The 18,172-nt window shown below is 73.1% G+C and carries 18 protein-coding genes; 10 read left to right on the top strand and 8 right to left on the bottom strand.

Annotated elements, in window-relative coordinates; translation table 11 throughout:
- Positions 1-77 precede the first annotated feature (77 nt).
- Positions 78-1,115 carry an NAD-dependent epimerase/dehydratase family protein gene (locus HDA43_RS25615; protein ID WP_179825864.1) on the top strand — a complete coding sequence of 346 codons (1,038 nt, stop codon included), beginning with the start codon at positions 78-80 and terminating at the stop codon, positions 1,113-1,115.
- 84 nt (positions 1,116-1,199) lie between these two features.
- Here the strand turns inward: HDA43_RS25615 and HDA43_RS25620 are convergent, their stop codons facing one another.
- The gene (locus HDA43_RS25620) at positions 1,200-1,448 is read right to left on the bottom strand and encodes a hypothetical protein (RefSeq protein ID WP_179825866.1); all 249 of its coding nucleotides are present in this window, start codon (positions 1,446-1,448) and stop codon (positions 1,200-1,202) included.
- A gap of 273 nt (positions 1,449-1,721) precedes the next feature.
- Between HDA43_RS25620 and HDA43_RS25625 the strand changes: the two genes are divergently transcribed.
- The 3 genes from HDA43_RS25625 to HDA43_RS25635 are packed head-to-tail and all read left to right on the top strand — an operon-like array spanning position 1,722 to position 6,180.
- Positions 1,722-2,366, top strand: a complete 645-nt coding sequence (locus tag HDA43_RS25625) for a TetR/AcrR family transcriptional regulator (RefSeq protein WP_179825868.1) — start codon at positions 1,722-1,724, stop codon at positions 2,364-2,366.
- On the top strand, positions 2,360-4,093 hold the full coding sequence (locus tag HDA43_RS25630; protein WP_179825870.1) for an ABC transporter ATP-binding protein: 1,734 nt from the start codon (positions 2,360-2,362) through the stop codon (positions 4,091-4,093). Before HDA43_RS25625 ends, HDA43_RS25630 begins: the two co-directional genes overlap by 7 nt.
- A complete protein-coding gene (locus tag HDA43_RS25635) occupies positions 4,090-6,180 on the top strand; it encodes an ABC transporter ATP-binding protein (RefSeq protein WP_312873537.1) in 2,091 nt (696 codons plus the stop codon). The genes HDA43_RS25630 and HDA43_RS25635 overlap by 4 nt, the downstream gene beginning before the upstream one ends.
- Positions 6,181-6,330: 150 nt before the next feature.
- Here HDA43_RS25635 and HDA43_RS25640 read toward each other — a convergent pair whose 3' ends face one another.
- The 3 genes from HDA43_RS25640 to HDA43_RS25650 form a co-directional block, all read right to left on the bottom strand.
- Complete coding sequence (locus HDA43_RS25640; RefSeq protein ID WP_179825872.1) at positions 6,331-7,650, bottom strand: CU044_5270 family protein; 1,320 nt, start codon at positions 7,648-7,650, stop codon at positions 6,331-6,333.
- Positions 7,647-8,207, bottom strand: coding sequence for an RNA polymerase sigma factor (locus HDA43_RS25645; protein ID WP_179825874.1), 561 nt, complete (start codon positions 8,205-8,207; stop codon positions 7,647-7,649). The genes HDA43_RS25640 and HDA43_RS25645 overlap by 4 nt, the downstream gene beginning before the upstream one ends.
- A 254-nt stretch (positions 8,208-8,461) precedes the next feature.
- On the bottom strand, positions 8,462-9,595 hold the full coding sequence (locus HDA43_RS25650; RefSeq protein WP_179825876.1) for an epoxide hydrolase family protein: 1,134 nt from the start codon (positions 9,593-9,595) through the stop codon (positions 8,462-8,464).
- A 157-nt stretch (positions 9,596-9,752) separates the two neighbouring features.
- Between HDA43_RS25650 and HDA43_RS25655 the strand changes: the two genes are divergently transcribed.
- A complete protein-coding gene (locus HDA43_RS25655; protein ID WP_179825878.1) occupies positions 9,753-10,499 on the top strand; it encodes a hypothetical protein in 747 nt (248 codons plus the stop codon).
- Positions 10,500-10,541: 42 nt separating this feature from the next.
- Here the strand turns inward: HDA43_RS25655 and HDA43_RS25660 are convergent, their stop codons facing one another.
- On the bottom strand, positions 10,542-10,997 hold the full coding sequence (locus tag HDA43_RS25660) for a MarR family winged helix-turn-helix transcriptional regulator (RefSeq protein WP_179825880.1): 456 nt from the start codon (positions 10,995-10,997) through the stop codon (positions 10,542-10,544).
- Positions 10,998-11,089: 92 nt separating this feature from the next.
- On the opposite strand from HDA43_RS25660, the gene HDA43_RS25665 reads away from it, so the two are divergent.
- From HDA43_RS25665 to HDA43_RS25675, 3 genes are all read left to right on the top strand, one after another.
- On the top strand, positions 11,090-11,527 hold the full coding sequence (locus HDA43_RS25665; protein WP_179825881.1) for an SgcJ/EcaC family oxidoreductase: 438 nt from the start codon (positions 11,090-11,092) through the stop codon (positions 11,525-11,527).
- A gap of 96 nt (positions 11,528-11,623) precedes the next feature.
- Positions 11,624-12,250, top strand: coding sequence for an NAD(P)-dependent oxidoreductase (locus HDA43_RS25670; protein WP_179825882.1), 627 nt, complete (start codon positions 11,624-11,626; stop codon positions 12,248-12,250).
- Positions 12,251-12,684: 434 nt separating this feature from the next.
- Complete coding sequence (locus tag HDA43_RS25675; protein ID WP_179825884.1) at positions 12,685-14,514, top strand: hypothetical protein; 1,830 nt, start codon at positions 12,685-12,687, stop codon at positions 14,512-14,514.
- Between the two features lie 231 nt (positions 14,515-14,745).
- On the opposite strand, the gene HDA43_RS25680 is transcribed toward HDA43_RS25675, so the two are convergent.
- Entirely contained in the window at positions 14,746-15,345 is a 600-nt protein-coding gene (locus tag HDA43_RS25680) for a hemerythrin domain-containing protein (protein WP_179825891.1), read from the bottom strand.
- A 190-nt stretch (positions 15,346-15,535) separates the two neighbouring features.
- On the opposite strand from HDA43_RS25680, the gene HDA43_RS25685 reads away from it, so the two are divergent.
- Complete coding sequence (locus HDA43_RS25685; RefSeq protein ID WP_179825892.1) at positions 15,536-15,952, top strand: VOC family protein; 417 nt, start codon at positions 15,536-15,538, stop codon at positions 15,950-15,952.
- A 139-nt stretch (positions 15,953-16,091) separates the two neighbouring features.
- Here HDA43_RS25685 and HDA43_RS25690 read toward each other — a convergent pair whose 3' ends face one another.
- Positions 16,092-16,463, bottom strand: a complete 372-nt coding sequence (locus HDA43_RS25690) for a DUF4267 domain-containing protein (RefSeq protein WP_179825893.1) — start codon at positions 16,461-16,463, stop codon at positions 16,092-16,094.
- Positions 16,464-16,550: 87 nt separating this feature from the next.
- On the opposite strand from HDA43_RS25690, the gene HDA43_RS25695 reads away from it, so the two are divergent.
- On the top strand, positions 16,551-17,135 hold the full coding sequence (locus HDA43_RS25695) for a TetR/AcrR family transcriptional regulator (RefSeq protein WP_179825894.1): 585 nt from the start codon (positions 16,551-16,553) through the stop codon (positions 17,133-17,135).
- Between the two features lie 141 nt (positions 17,136-17,276).
- On the opposite strand, the gene HDA43_RS25700 is transcribed toward HDA43_RS25695, so the two are convergent.
- Positions 17,277-17,795: a hypothetical protein gene (locus tag HDA43_RS25700; protein ID WP_179825896.1), complete on the bottom strand. Its 519-nt coding sequence runs from the start codon at positions 17,793-17,795 to the stop codon at positions 17,277-17,279.
- Positions 17,796-18,172: the final 377 nt, after the last annotated feature.

The following is an 18,172-nucleotide window of genomic DNA, read 5'->3' on the forward strand; positions in this document are numbered from 1 at the left end:
CGGAAGGCCATACCGATGACTACCCGGCTCTCTGCCCGCTATGCGAAAGATTTTCCCTATAGGAAAAGATGGGAGACATGCGCATTCTGATCATCGGCGGCACCCGGTTCGTCGGCCGGCACATCACCGAGGCCGCGATCGCGGCCGGGCACGAGGTCTCCCTTCTGCACCGCGGCAGGACCGGCGCGGACCTGTTCCCCGAGGCCGAGCACCTCGTCGCCGACCGCGACGGTGACCTGTCGCTCCTGCGGGGCCGCGGGTGGGACGCCACGATCGACGTCACCGCCTACGCGCCATCGCAGGTCGAGTCCCTCGCGTCGGTGCTGACCACCGGCCAGTACGTCTTCATCTCGACCTGCGCGGTCTACGCCGTGCCCAAGACGCCCGGCGGCTACGCCGAGGACGCGCCGCTGGCCGAGACCGCCGGCCTGACCTCCGAGGAGGTGACCCCCGCGTCGTACGGCCCGCTGAAGGTGCTGTGCGAGCGGGCCGCGATCGAGCTGTTCGGCCCGGGCACGCTGATCGTCCGCCCGACGTACGTCATCGGCCCCCACGACCACACCGGCCGGTTCACCTACTGGGTGAACCGGATCGCCCGCGGCGGCGAGGTCCTGGCCCCGGGCTACCCCTCCGACCCGATCCAGGTGATCGACGGGCGCGACATGGCCACCTGGATCATCTCGATGACCGAGCGGGCCGCCGCCGCCCGGACCACCGCCGGAGAGAAGGGTCAGACCGCCGGGACGGACCCGCTGGACGGCACGGGCGTCTTCCACGCGGTCAGCCCGGCTCCGCCGTTCACCTTCGGCGACATGCTCCAGGCGATCGCGGACGAGGTCGGCCCGCCCGGGACCACGCTGACCTGGGTCGGGGAGGACTTCCTGCTGGCCGAGGGCGAGAACGGCCGGTCACTGCCGCTGTGGTCGGGCGGCGGCCACCGGGGCGCGCTCAACACCGCCGACCCGGCCGCCGCCAACGCGGCGGGGCTGGCGCCGCGTCCGCTGGCCCGTTCGGTGCGCGAGATCCGCGAGTCGGAGGCGGGGTACGCCACGGGCGCCGAGATCACTCCCGAGCGGGAGGCGGAGCTGCTGACCAGGTGGCGTTCGCGCTCCTGATCCTCTGTACCCGCCGTCCGCCCGGGGCCGCCGCGGTCCTCGTACACCCGGCCGGGTCGGGGACGGCGGTGCGGGGTGATCCGCTCACTCGCCCAGGTCGCGGGCGGTGTTGTCCAGGCAGTTCGCCAGGGCGTCGAGTTGCTCTCCGGTGACGGTGTCGCCGGAGAGCGACTCCGGCAGGTCCCGGCGGCGCGCGACGACCAGCGGCCGGTGGTCGTCGTCGATCTGCCCGCTCGTGAGGACCAGACACTCACCGCGGACGAACACCAGGGCCGTGTCGGGGTCCTCGGCCTCCAGCAGCTGTCGGACGCACTCGCGGTCGATGAGCGCCATGAGCCACCTCCCCTCACCGGTGACCTGGCCATACCCGAGCTTTTCCCCGGCTTAACAACCGTCCGGGTCAAACCACCGCGTACGGCTCACGACCCTCGAAACCCGGCCGCCCGCCACCGCGCACCGTCCCCGCATCGTTCACCGCGCGCCGCCGCGCCGTTCACCGTACGCCGTCGCCGTTCACCGCTCCCACGCCGTTCGCCGTCAGAGATCGCCGGGGAGAGTTCTGTAAACGAGTGAGTGAGCGGCTCACTCACTCGCTAGGGTGGTCGCGTGATCTCCACCTCCCAGCGCGCCGCGCCCCTCCCCCCGGAGGAACGGCGGGCCTCCCTCATCGAGTCCACCCTCTCACTGATCCTCGACCACGGCCCCGCGGTGAACACCCGGCAGATCGCCCAGGCGGCCGGCGTGGCCGAGGGCACGATCTTCCGGGTCTTCGCCACCAAGGACGAACTCGTCGACGCCGCCGTGGCCAGCGCCTTCGACCCCGCCCCGCTGGTGCGCGAGCTCGACGCCATCGACCGCTCCTCCCCGCTGGAGACCCGGCTCGCCACGGCGGTGCGGGTCCTGCAGCGCCGTGCGGCACGCGTCTTCCGGCTGGCCGACGCGCTGGGGGCGACGGGTCCGGCCGTCGCCCACCACCACCGCCAGGCATGCTCCGACGAGAGCGTCACCGTCCAGCGGGCGCTCGCCGACCTGATCTCCCCCGACCGCGTCCTGCTGCGCTGCGAGCCGTACGAGACGGCGCGGCGGCTCCAGCTGCTGACCGTCGCGTGCAGCCACCCCCGGCTCACCGAGGGCGACCCGCTGCCGCCCGAGGAGATCGCCCGCATGCTCCTGCACGGCGTCCTCGTTCCCGAGCACGCCGCCTGCCGTCCGGCCTCGAGTGGCGCCTCCGGAGAGGAGGTCCCGTGCTGATCCGGCTGCTCCGCACCCATCTCCGCCCCTACACCGGTTCCCTGGTCGCCGTCGTGGTGCTGCAACTCCTCGGCACCATCGCCTCGCTGTACCTGCCGAGCCTGAACGCCGACATCATCGACCGGGGCGTCGCCACCGGCGACACCGGCTACATCCTCACCACCGGCGGCTGGATGCTCGCCGTCTCCTTCGCGCAGATCGCCTGCTCCATCGCGGCGGTCTACTACGGCTCCCGCTCGGCGATGGGCTTCGGCCGCGACGTCCGCGCGGCCGTCTTCCACCGGGTGGGCACGTTCTCCGCCCGGGAGGTCTCCCAGTTCGGCGCACCGTCGTTGATCACCCGCAGCACCAACGACGTGCAGCAGGTCCAGATGCTCGTGGTGATGTCCTGCACGATGCTGGTCGCCGCACCGATCATGGGCGTGGGCGGCATCGTCATGGCGCTGCGCCAGGACGTCGGCCTGTCGTGGCTCATGCTGGTGTGCGTCCCGGCCCTGCTGGTGTCGATCGGCCTGATCATCTCCCGGATGGTCCCCCAGTTCCGCGCCATGCAGGACCGCATCGACACGGTCAACCAGGTGCTGCGCGAGCAGCTCACCGGCATCCGCGTCGTGCGCGCCTTCGTGCGCGAGCGGGAGGAGACCCGGCGGTTCGCCGAGGCCAACGAGGCGCTGACCGCCACCGCGCTGCGCGTCGGGCGGCTGACCGCGCTCATCTTCCCGACCGTGATGCTGATCCTCAACGCCTCCAGCGTCGCCGTGCTGTGGTTCGGCGCCGCGCGGGTGAACACCGGCGAGATGCAGGTCGGTGAGCTGACCGCGTTCCTGATGTACCTGATGCAGATCCTGACCTCGATGATGATGGCCACCTTCATCTCGATGATGATCCCGCGCGCCTCGGTCTGCGCCGAGCGCATCTCCGAGGTGCTGGACACCGAGTCCTCGGTCCTCCCGCCCGCCGACCCGGTGCGCCAGGTGCGCGGCCGGGGCGAGCTGGAGATGCGCGACGTCGGGTTCCGCTACCCGGGCGCGGCGTCCCCGGTGCTGTCCGGCATCTCGTTCCGTGTCGAGGCGGGCCGGACCCTCGCCGTCATCGGCAGCACCGGCTCGGGCAAGACGACCCTGCTGTCGCTGGTCCCCCGGCTCTTCGACGCCACCTCCGGCACGGTGTCGGTCGACGGCGTCGACGTGCGCGACCTCGACCCCCAGGTCCTCTGGCGGCGCATCGGCCTGGTGCCTCAGAAGCCGTACCTGTTCACCGGCACCGTCGCGAGCAACCTCCGGTACGGCAATCCCGACGCCACCGACGAGGAGCTGTGGGAGGCCCTGGAGATCGCCCAGGCCCGCGACTTCGTCGAGGCGATGCCCGAGGGTCTCGACGCCCCCATCGCCCAGGGCGGCACGAACGTCTCCGGTGGGCAGCGACAGCGCCTCGCCATCGCCAGGGCGCTGGTCAGAAAGCCGGAGATCTACCTGTTCGACGACTCGTTCTCGGCTCTCGACCTGACCACCGACGCCCGGTTGCGCGCGGCCCTGCGTCCGCGCACCTCCGACGCCGCCGTCGTCATCGTCGCCCAGCGCATCTCCACCGTCGCCGACGCCGACCAGATCGTCGTCCTCGACGACGGCGTGATCGCCGGCATCGGCACCCACGAGGAGCTGCTGGCCTCCTGCCCGACGTACGTCGAGATCGTCGAGTCCCAGCGAGCCGTGGAGAGTGCGGCATGAGCGACCGGTCCGTATCCCCCGCCTCCCCGGCCGCGCCGGGGGCCGCCCCCGCCGCGGCACCGGCGACCCCGGCGGCCTCGGCCGCCTCCCCGGCCGCCCCCGCAGCCGCCTCTCCCGCGGCCGCGCGTCCCCGTCCCCCGATGGGCGGCGGGCCCTTCGGGCGCGGCCCCTTCGGCGGGATGCCCGCCGAGAAGTCGATGGACTTCGGGCCGTCCGCGCGGCGGCTGATCCGGCGCCTGGCCCCCGAGCGGCCCCGGATCATCGCGGTGATCCTGCTCGCCGTGGCCAGCGTGGTGTTCTCCGTCATCGGCCCGAAGGTCCTCGGCCGCGCCACCGACCTCATCTTCAGCGGTGTCATCGGCGGTCGGCTGCCCGCCGGGACGACCATCCAGCAGGCGGCCGAGGCGGCCCGCGCGTCCGGCCACGGCGACTTCGCCGCGCTGCTGGAGAAGATGGACGTCGTCCCCGGCCGCGGCATCGACTTCGCCGCACTCGGCACGGTCCTGGCCTGGGCGCTGGCCCTCTACCTCGCGGCGACGGCGTTCGCCTGGCTGCAGGGTCACCTCCTCAACGACGTGGTGCAGCGCACCGTGTTCCGGCTGCGGTCCGACGTCGAGGACAAGCTGAACCGGCTCCCCCTGCGGTTCTTCGACGGCCAGCCGCGCGGTGAGCTGCTCAGCCGGGTCACCAACGACATCGACAACGTCTCGCAGACCCTTCAGCAGACGCTGAGCCAGCTGCTGACGTCCCTGCTGACCGTGGTCGGCGTGCTGGCGATGATGTTCGTGATCTCGCCGCTGCTCGCGCTGATCGCGTTGGTGACCATCCCGCTGTCGACGATCGTCACCGGGCAGGTCGCCAAGCGCTCGCAGAAGCTGTTCGTCGCCCAGTGGGCCCACACCGGCTCGCTGAACGCCCACATCGAGGAGGCGTTCACCGGCCACGAGCTGGTGAAGGTCTTCGGGCGGCAGCCGGAGGTCGAGGAGGTCTTCCGGGAGCGCAACGAGGAGCTGTTCAAGGCGAGCTTCGGCGCCCAGTTCGTCTCCGGGATCATCATGCCGGCGATGATGTTCATCGGGAACCTCAACTACGTCGCGATCGCCGTCGTCGGCGGCGTGCGGGTGGCCACCGGGTCGATGAGCCTGGGCGACGTGCAGGCGTTCATCCAGTACTCCCGGCAGTTCACCCAGCCGCTCACCCAGGTCGCCTCGATGGCCAACCTCCTGCAGTCGGGGGTGGCGTCGGCCGAGCGGGTCTTCGAGCTGCTCGACGCCGACGAGCAGACCCCCGACCCGGCCGAGCCCGCCCTGCCCGAGACCCGGCGCGGCCGGGTCGAGTTCGAGCAGGTGTCCTTCCGCTACGACCCCGACCGGCCCCTCATCGAGGACCTGTCGCTGGTGGCCGAACCCGGGCAGACGGTCGCGATCGTCGGCCCGACCGGCGCGGGCAAGACCACCCTGGTCAACCTCATCATGCGCTTCTACGAGCTGGACGGCGGGCGCATCACCCTGGACGGCGTCGACGTCACCGCGATGCGCCGCGAGGACCTGCGCTCGCGGATCGGCATGGTCCTGCAGGACACCTGGTTGTTCGGCGGCACCATCCGGGACAACATCGCCTACGGCGACCCCTCGGCCAGCGAGGAGCGGATCCTCGCCGCCGCGCGGGCCGCGTTCGTCGACCGGTTCGTGCGCACCCTGCCGGACGGCTACGACACCGTCATCGACGAGGAGGGCGGCAACATCAGCGCCGGCGAGAAGCAGCTGATCACCATCGCCCGCGCCTTCCTCTCCGAGCCGTCCCTGCTGATCCTCGACGAGGCGACCAGCTCGGTCGACACCCGCACCGAGCTGCTGGTGCAGCAGGCGATGGCCGCGCTGCGCGCCGACCGCACCAGCTTCGTCATCGCCCACCGGCTGTCCACCATCCGCGACGCGGACCTCATCCTGGTGATGGAGGAGGGCCGCATCGTCGAGCACGGCAACCACACCGAACTGCTCGCCGCGCGGGGCGCCTACCACCGGCTGTACTCGGCGCAGTTCACCGGCGCGGCGACCCCGGACGAGGAGGAGGCCGCCGTCGGCTGAACCGTCCGAACAAGCCGCCCGGGCGGGCCGTTCCCGACAAGCCGCCTCCGGTGAACCCGCCCGGGTCGGCCCGCGGCCCGGACCGTACTGCCGTCACGAAGCGGCCACCACGCGACCGGCCCGCTCACCGTACGGCGCCGTACGGTGGGGTCATTCGCCGGAGGGCGGCTGCTCGTCGGTCCAGCCGCTCTCCTGGTAGGCGGTGACGGCGCCGACCCGGACGGTCCGCCCGTCCGCGAGCCTGCCGTCGTACCGCTCCTCCCCTCCGAGGGGCCGCCCGCTTCCCGGCTCGATCACGAAGAGCAGGTCACGCCTGCCGTCCTCGCTGCGGTAGCCGACCGCCTGCCCGGTACGGCCCAGCGGATCGGTGACCTCCCCCTCCGAGCGCATGCCGGGCAGCGCGGCGAGGATCTCGTAGGCGGCGGCCCGCACCTCCGGCGTGACCGGCAGCTGCACGATGAGGTCCACGCAGCTCTTCTGCAGGACCGGCTCCATCCGCAGGTCCGGGTCCCCGCCGTTGCCACGCACCAGTTCCTCGGTGATGCGCTCCTCCAGATAGGCCCGCAGCCTCCCCGCGTCGTCCGGGACCTCCCGCAGTTCGTCCCAGGTGAGCATCTTCGTGAGCAGGGTCCCGCCCGTCCCCTTCGACGCACTGGACAGCGGGGTCGTCACCGGCGCGCCAGGCGAGGAGCGCAGCCTCTCCTTCGGGAAGACGTATCCCATGTCCCGGGTGTCGGCCGGATACCGCCAGGTGCGGGGGGAGCCCGCCGTGCGCCAGGCCGCCTCGTCCTCCGGGGTGGCGGGCCGGGTGCCCAGGTCCCGGTGGACCCGTACGCTCCGCCCGCCGGGCCGCCGCGCCAGCCACGTCTCATCGGAGACGCGGTGCCGGAGGAGGTAGCGGCCGGTCGGATCGACGACCGGCAGGTCGGTGACCGTCCGGACGCGCCAGTAGGCGCCATCGGAGGACGCCTTCGCCGCTCCGGTCACCGCGGCCGACGCCGCGGCGAGCAGGATCCGCCGGGCGTCCGGCTGTCCGGCCTGCGCCGTGGCGGACGTGCCCGCCCCGGGCGACAGGCGCACCGGGTCGCCTCCCGGGGCGGCCACGGTGACCACCAGGGCGGCCGCGGCCGCCGCGACCAGCCCGCCCCCCACGACCGTCCACGACCGCGGTCGCGTCCCCGGCCGGTGCCACCGGCCGGTTCTCCTCCCGGCGTCGGTCCGCCGGCCCTCATGTCCGGCGGTCCGGCCGGCCCCGGCCCCGGCCCCGATCCCGGCTCCGGTTCCGGTTCCGGCTTCGACGGGATCCGCGCCCGCCGTGGCCGGACCGGTACCGGCCGCCGCGCCGGCCGGGCCGGAGCCCGCGACGATCGACGCCAGCAGTGTCCGCGCCCCCGCGGTGGACGCCTGCCCGGTCAGCTCGCCGTCCCGGACCCGGGCCAGCCGGCCCACCATCTCTTCGGTGTCGTTCACAGCGACCCTCCTGTCGGGATCCGCGTCGGCCTGCTCATCAGGGGTGTCTCGACGTCCGCCGCGGCCAGCGCACGGGAGAGACGCCTGCGTGCCCGGTGGATCCGGATGCGCGCGGCGTTGCGGGAGCAGCCCAGGACGCGGGCGATCTCCCCTGCGTCCAGGCCCTCCCAGGCCACCAGGGACAGCAGTTCCCGGTCGTCGTCGGACAGCGCGCGGAATACCCGGCCCACCGCCTCCAGGCCGGCACGTTCGGCGGGCGGCGCGGTACGGGCGTAGAGGTCCGCGATGTCCTCGCGCAGCTCCGCCTGTCCGGCGTGGCGGCGCAGGTTCCCCCGGCGCTGGTTCGCCAGGACGTTGCGGGCCACGCCGTACAGCCAGAGCCTCGCCTGGTCGCCCGGGGGCAGGTCGTCGATCCGGCGCCAGGCGACCTCGAACGTCTCGGCCACGACGTCCAGCGCGTCCTCGGGGGAGTCGCAGCGGCGCGTCGCGTAACCGAGGATGCGTTCGTAGGCGTCGAGATACGCCTCCTCGAAGCGACGTCTCCGGTCGTCACTCACGGGCGGTCCACATGGTCGGCCTCCTCGGAGTCGGGATGTTCGGACAGCCCTTCATGTCGGAGAGCCCGGGATCATTTCATCCGGGAGGGTCGTGGCCGGAGCGGGCCACGCCGCCGGGCCGGACCGCCGTTGACCTCTGTACGGCGGGCGGGCGGCCGGAAGGCGCGCCGTACCGTACGGCGGGCGGGCGGGAGGCGGGCCGTACGGTGGGCGGCCGAGGAGACGCGCCGTGCCGTACGGCGGGTCGGGGCGGCTCAGCGGACCAGGCGGAAGAACTCCCGGATGTCACCCGTCAGCAGGTCCGGCGCCTGCAGCGCGGCGAAGTGGCCGCCGCGGTCGAACTCCGACCAGTGCACGACCCGGTGCTCCCGTTCGGCGAACGGCCGGACGGTCGAGTCGCCCGGGAACACCGCCAGGCCGGTCGGCACCGGGCAGAACTCCACCTCCCGGCCCCACGACGCGGCGGCCTCCCGGTAGAGGCGGGCCGCGGACCCGGCGGTGCCGGTCAGCCAGTTCAGCGTCACGTTGGTGAGGATGGCGTCCGGGTCCATCGCGCCGACGCCGTGCCCGTAGTCGTCGAACCACTCGGTGTTCCAGGCGAGCTGGCCGACCGGCGAGTCGACGAGGGCGTAGGCGAGCGTCTGCGGCCGGGTGGACTGGATCTGCGCGTACCCGGACCGCTCATCGCTCCACCGGGTGATCTTCTCCAGCCGCTTCCGCTCGGCCTCGCTCAGGTCCCCGGCCTCGGCCGGGTCGCTCGGGAAGGCCACGAAGGAGTTCATGTGCAGCCCGGCGACGTGGCCGGAGTCGATGCGGGTCAGCTCGGGGGAGATCCGCGCGCCCCAGTCGCCGCCGTGGGCGCCGTAGCGCTCGTAGCCGAGGCGGCTCATCAGCTCCGCCCAGGCCCGCGCGACGCGCGACACGTCCCATCCGGTCTCCGTCGTCGGCCCGGAGAATCCGTAGCCGGGAATCGACGGGATGACGAGGTGGAAGGCGTCGGCCGGGTCGCCGCCGTGCGCGCGGGGGTCGGCGAGCGGCCCGGCCACCTCCAGGAACTCGGCGACCGAGCCCGGCCAGCCGTGCGTGAGAATCAGCGGGAACGCGTCCGGCTCCGGCGAGCGGACGTGCAGGAAGTGCACGTTCTGCCCGTCGATGGTCGTGGTGTACTGCGGGAACGCGTTCAGCCTCGCCTCGTGCCGGCGCCAGTCGTAGCCCGTCCTCCAGTACTCGGCCAGCTCCCGCAGCCGGCCGAGCGGCACGCCGTACGACCAGCCCACGTCGGGCAGTTCGTCGGGCCAGCGGGTACGGCCGAGCCGGTCGCGCAGGTCGTCCAGGTCGGCCTGGGGGATGTCGATGCGGAAGGGACGGATCTCGCGGTCGTCGTTCATACCGGAACGGTAGGGCCGATCACGGAAGATCCGCTTCCGCGATCGGCCGGTCCCCGTTGACCGGTCCGGCCGCGCTTGGAAGCATGAGATGCGAACCGCCGGGCTCCCGGTCCTCCTCCTGCCGGGTTCCCGGCCTCCTCCGCGACGAGAGGCGGCGATGCGCCGGGCAGCGTACCTCGTCATCGGAGCCGTCCTGCTCCTCCTCGGGCTCGTGCCGGGGATCGCCGCCTACGGCGACACCGCGGCCTACCGGGGAGCCGCCCGCTGCGCCGACCTCCCGCCCGGCGGGCGGGGCGACTGCGTCGCGACCGTGGACGCGTCCGTCGTGTCGCGCTCGGAGTCCACCACACACGACCAGGACTTCCCCGACACCCCCGTCGACCCGTTCCCGCAGCCTCCCGCCCCGCCCCCGTACGTCCCGCCGCTGCGCCTGCTCGGACCGGCGGGCCCGCTCGTCTCCGCCGGTGTCACCGCGCTGGACCGCACCTCCTACGAGGTCGTCGTCGAGGTCTCCGGCCGCCGGTACACCGTCTCAGCGGGTGAGACCCTCTATGGCCTGGCCAGGCCGGGGACGAGGTGCCGGGCCGACATGTGGCGCGGCCGGCTGCTCAGCGTCACCGTGGGAGAGGCCACCGGGTACGCGTATCCGCCCTCGATTCCGTTCATCGCGGGCTGGATGCTCGCCTGGGTGGGCGCCGTGTTCGTGATCGGGGCGACCGTCCTCGACCTGGGGAACGCCTGGTACGGCCGCGACACCTCGTTCATGTGGGCGCTCGCGGTCGCCGGGCCGGTGTTGTTCGTCGTCGTCTTCGGCTTCCTGGGCTGGTGGCCGGCCTGGTGGGTGCTGCCCCTCGCCGTCCCGCCCGCCGTCGCCGTACGGCGGGCGGCCACCCGGAGACCCTGACCGGCCGCCCGAAGACCGGCCGGCACGGCCGGCCGTACGGTGTCAGGACGTCGCGCGGAGGTCGTCGACGGCCTGCCGGTACGCCTCGGCCGCCCGGGTGAAGTAGTCGAAGAGCACGTCGAGCTGCTCCGGCGAGTAGCCGCGCAGGATCTTCCCGATCTCCTCCCTGGCCGGGGTCATCACCTCGTCGAGCCGGACGGGCTTGCCGATCGGCTCGACGATCACCTTGCGGCGGTCGTCGGGCGATGGGACGCGGCGCACGTAGCCCGCCTCCTCCAGCCGGTCGATCATGCGGGTGGTCGGACCGGTCGTCAGGCCGGCGCGGGCGCCGAGCACGCCGGGGGTCATCGGCCCCTCCAGTTCCAGCAGGTTGAGCGCGTAAAGGTCGGTCGCCCCGAGGTCGCATGCCTTGGCGCTGGCGTGGCCGTGCAGCATCACCGCGCTCAGGTAACGGCGGTAGACCGCGCCGGCGTCGGTCCGGCTCTCCGGTGTTGACATGATCCACCCGACTCTCTAATCTCTTCTTTAAGGAAGAGAAATCTTCAAGGAAGAATCTTCTATGAAGAAGATATCACGGGAAGGAAGAGATCATGGGTGACACCGCCGCCGTCCGCGCCCTGCTGGAGGAGACCAGGGAAGCCTGGGACCGGGGAGACGGCATCGCCTACGGCGCCGCCTTCACCGACGACGCCACCGACGTCACCTTCGTCGGCACCGTCTACCGCGGCGCCAAGGAGATCGGCGCGGCGCACCAGGCCCTGTTCGACAGTTTCCTCAAGGGGACCCGGCTCACCATGGAGATCCTCGACATCCGCTTCTACGGCCCGGACACCGCCGTCGTCGTCAGCCGTGGCGACGTCCACAAGGGCAGGCCGAAGAAGCTCGGCAAGCTGCAGACCTACACCGTCGTCCGCGGCGCCGACGGCCGGTGGCGCATCGCCGCCATCCAGAAGACCAAGCACAACAGGCTGATGGAGGCGTTCTCCTTCGCCCTGCAGCCCGCCACCCGCCCGCGTACCCGGAACTGACCGGATGCCGCCCCGCGACGCGCCCGGCCGGGCACCCGACGGTCCGGCCCACCCCCGCGACAGAACCCCGTTCCCAGAAGTAGAGGAGCCCCCGCCATGTCATCCATCGCCGTCGTCGCCGCGACCGGCAGAACCGGCCGGATCATCGTGGAGCGGGCGCTGGCCGCCGGGCACGCCGTCACCGCGGTCGCCCGGAACCCAGGAGCCCTCGGCCTGCGCCACCCCCGCCTGACGGTGAAGGAGGGTGACGTCCTCCACCCCTCATCCCTGCGCGACGCGCTCACCGGCCATGACGCGGTCATCTCCGCGCTCGGTTCCTCCGGGCTCGGTCCCACCACCGTGTACTCCGAGGGCACCGCGGCGATCATCCCGGCGATGGCTCCCACCCACCGGCTGGTCGTGCTGTCCTCGGCGGGCCTCGCCGTACCGGCCGGCGCGGGCCTCGGCACGCGGATCCTCAGCGGTGTCCTGAAGCGCGTCATGCGCCATCCGTACGCCGACATGACCCGCATGGAGCGACTGCTCGCCGACAGCGACCTCGACTGGACGGCGGTGCGCCCGACCCGCCTGACCGACGACCCCGGAACCGGGCGCCCGCGCGCCTCCGTCGGCGCCACCGGCGTCGTCGGGTCCAGCACCGCACGCGCCGACCTCGCCGCGTACGTCCTCGCCGCGCTCGACGACCCTGCCACTCACCGCGTCCCCGTGGCGATCTCCTCATGACGGGTCCCCGTGGCGGTCTCCTCTGACGGCCTCACCGCACGCGACCGCCGGCCCTTTCGGACGGCCGACCTCCTGAGGGGACGGTCGCGGGCGCACCGCGCCGGCCGGAATCCGGGCGGAAACCGGCAAGGCGTGTGCGCGAATCGCCAACACGCGGACCCTCGCCAATGACATGATCACCCGAGCGGTTCCGCGCCGGTCCGAGCCGGGAGGCCCCAAAAGGCCCCGGGAGGCCGGGGGAACCGGAAGGAGTGACCGCACGAGCACGTGTCGGAGGCGGGTGCCACATGGACGCCGGAGGATACGAGCGGGCCGGACAGGCCGCGCGAACCGATCGCGCCCGGCGAACCGCGCCAGGCGGACCGCGCCAGGCCGATCGCGCCGATCAGACCGCGCGGACCGATCGCGTCATCCGCGCCGGGATGTGATCGGCCGTGAGACTCGACGGAAAGCCGATCCCGGGCTGGGCCGAACCCTACGTCGACTGGATGGTCGGGCAGGACTGGCCCGAAGGTGACGAGGAACGGTGCTTCCGGCTCGCCGACGCCTGCGTCGCCGCCGCCCACCGGATCGTCGCGGGACCGGGAGCCGACCGCCGGCTCACCCCGGGCACCGGGGCCCACCGTCAGATCGCCGCGGAAGCCGGAGACGGCCGCCCGATCACCGCGGAGACCGGAGACGGCCGCGGAATCGTCGCGAAGACCGGGGCCGGGCCCGTCATGAACGACGGGAAGACGGGACGGACGTGGGACGGCGCGGCCCACGCCGCCTTCGCCGAGCACGTCGCCGGGGCGGTGGGCGGGCGGGAGGCCGAGCTGGTCGTCCGGCTGGTCGGCACCGCCATAGCGATCAACGACGCCGGGGTGCGGGTCCGGAACGCCAGGCACACCATCGAGGCCACCGTACGGCTGGCGGTCGCACAACTGGGTCACCTGCTGGCCGCCGCCATGACCGGCGACGCCTCCACCCTGGCGCTCGTCTCCGCCCGGCTGCGGCTGGCCCGCCTGACCGTCGTGCACATCGGCGAGCGGACCCTGAACGACATCGCGCTGTCCACGGCCGTCACCGGCGACGCCGTCCCCGCCGGTGGACTCGCCCTGGCCGGACAGGACCACCGCGGCGTCCTCGACGCGCGGCGCCCGGCGGCCAGCACTCTCGCCGAGCTGGCCGACCACGTCACCGCCGCCGACGACGTGATCACCGAGGAGCGGTCCGGCACGGAGTGGCACGCCGGCGGCGAGGCCCCCGGCGTGCCGGACACCGACGGCCGGTACCTCGCCCCGTTCCTCTACCCCGGCCTCATGTACACCGGCCTCATGGGCGGCGGCCCGTACGGCGGAGCCACGTCCCCGTCCCGTTCCCCCGCCGGCCGCCGGGCCGCGGCCGTTCCTTCATCGCCCGACCATCCCACGGGGCACTCGGCCCCGGCCGTTCCTCCGTGGCCCGGCTCCGCCTCCTCCGCCGCTCTCGCCACCGATCGCCGTTCCTCCGCCGGCCGTTCCTCCACGGCCGCCGCTTCCTCCGCCGCCCCCGCCCGTTCCTCCGCCGCTTCCGCCCGTGACACCACGCCGGGCCATGCCTCCGCCCCGGGTACGGCGCGCCCTTTCTTCGGCCTCGACCTCGACCTCATCCGCCGCAGCGTCTCCGCCCCGGCCGTGACGCCGGGGGCCTCCCGGACCGGCCGTCCCCGCAGGACGCCCCGGCCAGTTCCCCGCGCCGATCCCGAGGCACGGCAACCGGCCGAGACCGAACCCCGGCCCGGAGCCGCGACCGGCGCCGAACCCGCGACCGAAGCCGGGTCCGGGTCCGGGTCCGGAGCATCGACCAGGCCCTTGAGCGGGTCCAGGGCCGAAACCGCAGCCCAGACCGACACCGAAACCGGAGCCGGGGCCAGGAGCGGGACCGGAAGCGGGACTGGGACTGGGACCGAAGCTCAAGGCATGGCCGCCCAGGGCACGGCCGGGGCGACGGCCTCCGACCCCTCCTACAACAAGGTCCAAGAGGCCCTCACCCCGACGGCGGACGAACCCACCGCCTCCGTTCCACCGGGTGGGTCCGCACCCGCGAAACCGTCTGCCTCCACGTCCGTATCCCCCGCTTCGGAATCTTCCTCCGCGTCCGGGGTTCCCTCTCCGGGACCTTCCTCCGCGTCCGGGTCTCCCTCCCCGGAACCTTCCGCGGCGGGGCCTTCCACCCGGGAATCTCCCGCGTCCGGCTCACCGGCCCCGAAACGGCCGCGCGTGCGGTGGAAGCGCCGCAGGTGAACCCGGAGGCGGCGGGGCACGCCGCGACCTGCTCGCCGGGCGGGACGTGAAGGCGGTCGGCGTTGACCCGCCCGGTCGGCGTTGACCCGTCCGCCGCGATGGGAGCACCGCCGGCCTGATCGTCGCGGTCGAGCACGCGGGAAACACGGGCGGGAAACGCGGGCGGTGGCTGATCCCGTCAGCCACCGCGTCCAGGCGCCCCGTCCGGGCGCCTCGGCCAGGCTGCCCCGGTCAGTCGTCCCCGGTCAGCAGGAACGCGGGCGGCGAGCCTTTCCACTCGGGGACGTCCAGGGAGTTGAGGGCCTCGACGATCTTCTTCTCCTCGTAGCGGAAGTGCGTCTCCAGGATGGCGCTCAGGCCGTCCAGTTCGTCCCGTACGGCCCGCGCGTCGACCGCGCCGGCCGCGCCGGTCCCATCGGCCGCACCGGTCCCGCCGATCGCGCCGGTTCCGTCAGCCGCGCCGGTCCCGTCGGCTGCTTCGGACAGGCCGGCACGCGGCGCGAGGCCGCTGAGCAGTTCCTCCACCCGTGACAGGATCCCGGTGACCATCCGGTGGTCGTGCTCCAACTGCTCGATCACGGGACGCAGTTCGGGGAACCGCTCGGCGAGGGCGGGGAACGCGCCGCCGTCCTCACCGGTGTGATGCCTGGTCAACGCGGAGCAGAAGGTCATGCAGTGCGCCCACAGCATGCGCGGGCGTTCGCCGCCGTCGAGGTAGGAGTCGAGATCCTCGCGGATCCGGTCGAGATCCTCGCGGAGCTGGAGGTGAACTTCGACGAGCTGGTTGCCGAACGCCGCGAGGCGGTCGCCCGGCCGGTCAGATGTGGTCATGGCTGTCCCATGATTCGGCGCCTCCATGCCCACGGCGGTCTCTTTGCCGGGTGCACCGCGACGCTGAGCCGAGATTCCACCATCCGGACGGCGGATCGTCAACCGCCGCCCATCCGGGGACGGCGCCGCGCGATCCCGGAACCGTCGTACCCGTCCGTTATGGTCCTGCCCCCTGGACGAAGGAGACCGGATGGCACGCGGGATCGACCTGACGATGGACTGCTCGGACGCCGGCAGGCTGGGCGAGTTCTGGAAGCTGGCGCTGGGCTACGAGGACAAGCCGCCGCCCGCGCCGTTCGCGACCAGGAACGAGTGGGTGAAGCACTTCGACCCCTCCGACAGCGCGGAGGGCGGGGCCTGGCTGCGCGATCCGGCCGGGGTCGGCCCCCGCCTGGTGTTCCTGGAGGTCCCCGAGCCGAAGACGGCCAAGAACCGGCTGCACATCGACGTCCGGGTGGCCGGGACGGGCGGCCCCGAGGAGCGGTGGGCCAGGGTCGTCGAGGAGGTCGAGCGGCTGACGGCGGCCGGTGGCGCGGCGCTGCACGAGTTCCCCGGCCACCACGTGGTCATGGCCGATCCCGAGGGCAACGAGTTCTGCGTCTGCTGAGCGCTCGGCGCCGTCCCGCCGTGTGAGCCCCCGGTTCCCGCTGACGGAACGCGCCCTCCACGGCCGCGGGACGGACATCCGCCGCACCTGCCCGGCGGCCCGGCGGGACGGGGCCCGAAGATCGGGTAGGCCCCGGGGATCACACGGCGAACAGCAGGGCGGCGCTGAGCAGGACGACCACGGCGGTGGCGAAGTGGATGCCGAAGGCCACCGCCTTCGTGCCGCCGTGGCGCAGGACGATGAGGGTGTCCCCGAGGGGCAGCAGGGCGACGACGAGCATGAACCAGGCTTCGGCGCGGGCGCCCGCGAAGATCAGCAATGCGAGGCCGAGGATGCCGTAGGTGAGGTCGCGCAGGCCCTTGACGGTCAGGTAGGCGGCGTCCCCGTTCTCCTTGGCGGGGACGCCGTAACCGGCGGCGGCGGGCCGTGGGGACAGCAGGAACCGCGCGCCGATGAAGAGGACGAACAGGTTGAGCACGACGGCGAGCCCGTAGGCGATGGGGGTGAGCATTGCCCCTCCTTTTTCTAGCAATGCTAGGAACGAGAGTGAAGCTAGCATAGCCTCGACAGTTCCGCTAGCGGCGCTAGAATCAGGAGCATGTCGATCCAGACGCGCCGGGAGCGCGAACGAGCGGAGCGGGAGCGGCTGATCATCCGGGCCGCGCGGGAGCTGGCCGAGTCGGAGGGCTGGGACGCGGTGACCACGCGCCGCCTCGCCCAGGAGATCGAGTACAGCCAGCCGGTCCTCTACAGCCACTTCAAGGGCAAGGACGCCATCATGGCGGCGGTCGCGATCGAGGGCTGCGCCGACCTCGCCGTCGAGCTGCACGCGGCCCGTACGGCGGCGGCCGACCCCCGGCGGACCCTCGCCAACGTCGCCGCCGCGTACGTCGGATTCGCCGAACGGCGGCCCGCCCTGTACGACGCGATGTTCACGCACATCGTCGATCTGCCGTTCGCCACCGCCGAGGCCCCGCCCGCCCTGCAGGAGGCCTTCGGCGAACTGCGTGAGACCGTACGACCGCTGGTGCGGGACGACGAGACGGAGGCCGACCTGGGGGCGCTCACCGAGGTCTTCTGGAGCGGAATGCACGGTCTCGTCACGCTCACGCGCAACGGCAGGTTCCGGCCCGAGCACCACGACCGCCGGATGGCGCTCCTGCTCGACCGCCTCTCCCGCTGACCCGCCCACGCTCGCCGTACCGGCCACCCACCGGCCGCCCCCGCCCACTCGCCGTGCCGGCCTCCCGCCGACCAGCCCACGCTCGCCCGCCGCACCGGCCTTCCGCCGACTCGCCCGCGCCCGCCGTACCGGCCGGGCGGGTCAGGGGTTCTGGAAGGTCACCTCGGGGTTGGCGGGGGACGGCCCGTCGAGCAGCGGCTGGGCCTTCAGCAGCAGCCGGGCCTCCTCGACCGTCATGTACGGCGCCGGAGTGCCGTCCCCGGCGGTGCGGGCCGGGTAGTACACCGACACCATGAGCCGCCGCGCGCCCGCCGACGGCACCCACGGGTCGGTGCGCGCGGTGTCGGTGAGGTGCAGGACGTCCCGGCCGACCGCGTACGGGCCGCTGGGCGCGGGAAGCCGCAGCTCCACACCGGCGGCCTTCACACCGCTCGGCGCCGCGGTGGCGTTCGACGGCACGGCGGTGTTAGACGGCGCGGCGGTGTTCGACGGCGCGGCCGTTCCCGCGAGGCGGGAAGGCGACGCGACGGCTCCAGCGGCATCGGGCGGCGTGGCGGCGGACGCCGCGGCGTTCGACGGTGACGCGGCGACGGCGGTGAGAGCGGCGACAGCCGACAGGGAGAGCGTCAGGGCGGCGGCGCGGCGCACGGGCATGACCACGGGAACTCCGTTCAGCGGGGCTAAAGGGGGTCGGAATCGAGCCCCTCCGAAGGGGCCGAGATCGAAGGTAGAAGCCCGGTGGGTCCCGGCACATCGGCCGATCGGCACGCCCGCCCCCCTACCTTCGTCAGGGGCGCGCCCGGCATCCCCGGCGGTGACGACCGCACACGGGCCGGGCAGACGTCCCAGGCCGGGCAGACGTCCCAGGCCGGTAGGCGTTCCAGGCCGCGGGCGCGAGAGACCGGCCGCCCGGCCGATGCCTTTCTCGCGGCGGACGTGACGCGTTCACGATGTCGAGCGGCCGGCATCTCGGGGCTGGGAAGCGGGGACGTCGCTCTGCTACCGTTTTCGGTATGCAGCGTGCCGCCATGACGACG

Origin of the sequence: Streptosporangium sandarakinum (assembly GCF_013409935.1) — a bacterium.
Lineage (GTDB): Bacteria > Actinomycetota > Actinomycetes > Streptosporangiales > Streptosporangiaceae > Streptosporangium > Streptosporangium nondiastaticum.

What these genes read in the sequence shown, in the direction of transcription:
- HDA43_RS25615 (WP_179825864.1), top strand. Translation starts at nt 78, where the DNA reads ATGCGCATTCTGATCATCGGCGGCACCCGGTTCGTCGGCCGGCACATC.
- HDA43_RS25620 (WP_179825866.1), bottom strand. Translation starts at nt 1,448, where the DNA reads ATGGCGCTCATCGACCGCGAGTGCGTCCGACAGCTGCTGGAGGCCGAG.
- HDA43_RS25635 (WP_312873537.1), top strand. Translation starts at nt 4,090, where the DNA reads ATGAGCGACCGGTCCGTATCCCCCGCCTCCCCGGCCGCGCCGGGGGCC.
- HDA43_RS25650 (WP_179825876.1), bottom strand. Translation starts at nt 9,595, where the DNA reads ATGAACGACGACCGCGAGATCCGTCCCTTCCGCATCGACATCCCCCAG.
- HDA43_RS25655 (WP_179825878.1), top strand. Translation starts at nt 9,753, where the DNA reads ATGCGCCGGGCAGCGTACCTCGTCATCGGAGCCGTCCTGCTCCTCCTC.
- HDA43_RS25660 (WP_179825880.1), bottom strand. Translation starts at nt 10,997, where the DNA reads ATGTCAACACCGGAGAGCCGGACCGACGCCGGCGCGGTCTACCGCCGT.
- HDA43_RS25665 (WP_179825881.1), top strand. Translation starts at nt 11,090, where the DNA reads ATGGGTGACACCGCCGCCGTCCGCGCCCTGCTGGAGGAGACCAGGGAA.
- HDA43_RS25670 (WP_179825882.1), top strand. Translation starts at nt 11,624, where the DNA reads ATGTCATCCATCGCCGTCGTCGCCGCGACCGGCAGAACCGGCCGGATC.
- HDA43_RS25680 (WP_179825891.1), bottom strand. Translation starts at nt 15,345, where the DNA reads ATGACCACATCTGACCGGCCGGGCGACCGCCTCGCGGCGTTCGGCAAC.
- HDA43_RS25685 (WP_179825892.1), top strand. Translation starts at nt 15,536, where the DNA reads ATGGCACGCGGGATCGACCTGACGATGGACTGCTCGGACGCCGGCAGG.
- HDA43_RS25690 (WP_179825893.1), bottom strand. Translation starts at nt 16,463, where the DNA reads ATGCTCACCCCCATCGCCTACGGGCTCGCCGTCGTGCTCAACCTGTTC.
- HDA43_RS25695 (WP_179825894.1), top strand. Translation starts at nt 16,551, where the DNA reads ATGTCGATCCAGACGCGCCGGGAGCGCGAACGAGCGGAGCGGGAGCGG.